Annotated in this window: 1 protein-coding gene; it reads left to right on the forward strand. The window is 40.0% G+C overall.

What is annotated here, in order from left to right; translation table 11 throughout:
• Positions 1 to 588: 588 nt before the first annotated feature.
• Complete coding sequence (locus tag FKN93_RS17250) at positions 589 to 1,722, forward strand: ISAs1-like element IS1358 family transposase (protein WP_078927662.1); 1,134 nt, start codon at positions 589 to 591, stop codon at positions 1,720 to 1,722.
• Positions 1,723 to 1,950 lie beyond the last annotated feature (228 nt).

Below are 1,950 nucleotides of genomic sequence, written 5' to 3' on the forward strand. Positions count from 1 at the left end.
GGGCGTTATGTAACCGTAGAGAAAAAGACCACAATATATTGAAAATTAAAGTGTTTTTATGATTTCTTTACTTTGAACTTAGCTTCTAGTTTGTCTGTTTGATACTTTTAACTGATTGTTTTTTATTAGTTATTTTTTAATTTATAAACCCAGTTGTGTTCATATTGGTTTAGTTTTCGTCTTCTTGTCCTTCGAGTCTTTATTCAGCATTTAATGGTAAAGTGGGTTTGCGTTCAGCTTGTCTATAGTCATGATCCGCAGAATCAAGTTACTTTTGTAGTTGCCAGAGTTTTTTCTACTGGGTCAATGCTGACTTTTCGTGTAAGTTAAATCGTGTTTGGCGATGCTGTTTTTGGTAATGCTTTGAAATAGCTAGTAAAGTTACATAACAAAGCATTTAAGAGGGACAATCAACCAGGGAAACCGCATGAAGATCGTTGATATATAAGGGCTGCGGAGATGCTAAAAATTAGCTTTGAACCTATCACTCACCCCAACTATTGAATGTAACGACATGAAATTTAAGATCACCTTGTAGATCATTTCTGTTGTTTTGTAATAGCTCCTAGACAATATAGGAGCCTACATATGAGCGAGTTAATCAACCCATTTATGCATTTCCAAATCATTAAAGACTATCGACAAGAAAGCAAAGTAGAACACAAATTATCAGACATTATTTTGCTGACAATTTGTGGTGTTTTGTCGGGTCAAGATGGCTGGGATGGCATTATCGATTTTGGTAATGCTCGCTTAGATTTCCTTAAACGATATGGTCACTTTGAAGCTGGAATTCCTTCTGCGGATACGTTGTCCCGTGTGATGGGTATGATTAATCCTGTCGCTTTGCAAAGAAGCTTCATTGCTTGGATGAAGGACTGCCATACACTGACGGATGGTGAAGTGATTGCCATCGACGGTAAAACATTACGCAGCTCTTATGACCGCTCGAAAGGCAAGGGAACGATCCATATGGTGAACGCTTTTGCTACAGCAAATGGAATGAGCATTGGGCAACTGAAGGTTGATTCTAAGAGTAACGAGATTACCGCGATCCCCAAGCTACTAGACTTGCTAGATGTAAAGGGCTGCTTGATTACGATTGATGCCATGGGCTGCCAAAAGAAAATAGCGCAGAAAATCCTTGATAAAGAAGCGGATTATTTATTGGCGGTCAAAGGCAATCAGGGAATGCTTGAGCAAGCCTTTGATGATTATTTTCGAATGAGCATGCTTCAAGACTTCGACGGTAGTTCTTATAGTACTCAAGAAAAAAGTCACGGAAGAATAGAAACGAGAGTGGCTTTAGTGAATCGAGATTTGTCGGTTTTGGGTGATATTGAACATGAATGGCCTGGGCTTAAATCAATGGGCATCGTGGCTTCAATTCGACAAGAATCGGCAGTAGCAACAGAGCAAGATGTGAGTATTCGTTACTACATATGCTCTAAAGAATTGGAAGCTCAAACGTTACTTGAAGCGACTCGTTCTCACTGGGGTGTAGAGGTCATGCATTGGTCACTTGATACTGCATTTTGTGAGGACAATTCGCGTATTAGAGCGGACGATCGAGCAGAGGCTTTTGCAAGGATCAGGCAGATCTGTTTGAACCTATTAAAGAGCGAAACCACGTTTAAAGGTGGTATCAAACGTAAACGGATGAACTGCGCAATGGATGAAAACTACTTAAGTAAGGTTCTCGAAAGCCTTACAGGGCAGTGATGTTCATGCGGTTTCCGTGGGTTACTGCTAACTTTTCATGTAAGTTAAACGATATTTGGCAATGTTTTTCTTTATAATGCTTTGAAATGGTTAGCAAAGTTACATAACAAAGCATTCAAGAGGGACAGTCAACGCTTGGCAGTTTTGGTTTGGTTGAGCATTTGAGGTTACGGCTGGCTAGTTTGAGTTTAGTTGTTTGCGTTGCCTGCCCCTTAATGCGGCGTTATG

It is taken from the genome of Vibrio sp. A8-1 (assembly GCF_013048685.1).
Classification (GTDB): Bacteria; Pseudomonadota; Gammaproteobacteria; order Enterobacterales; family Vibrionaceae; genus Vibrio; species Vibrio metschnikovii.

Excerpts from the sequence above, each read along its gene's own strand:
- FKN93_RS17250 (WP_078927662.1), top strand. The coding sequence starts at position 589 with ATGAGCGAGTTAATCAACCCATTTATGCATTTCCAAATCATTAAAGAC.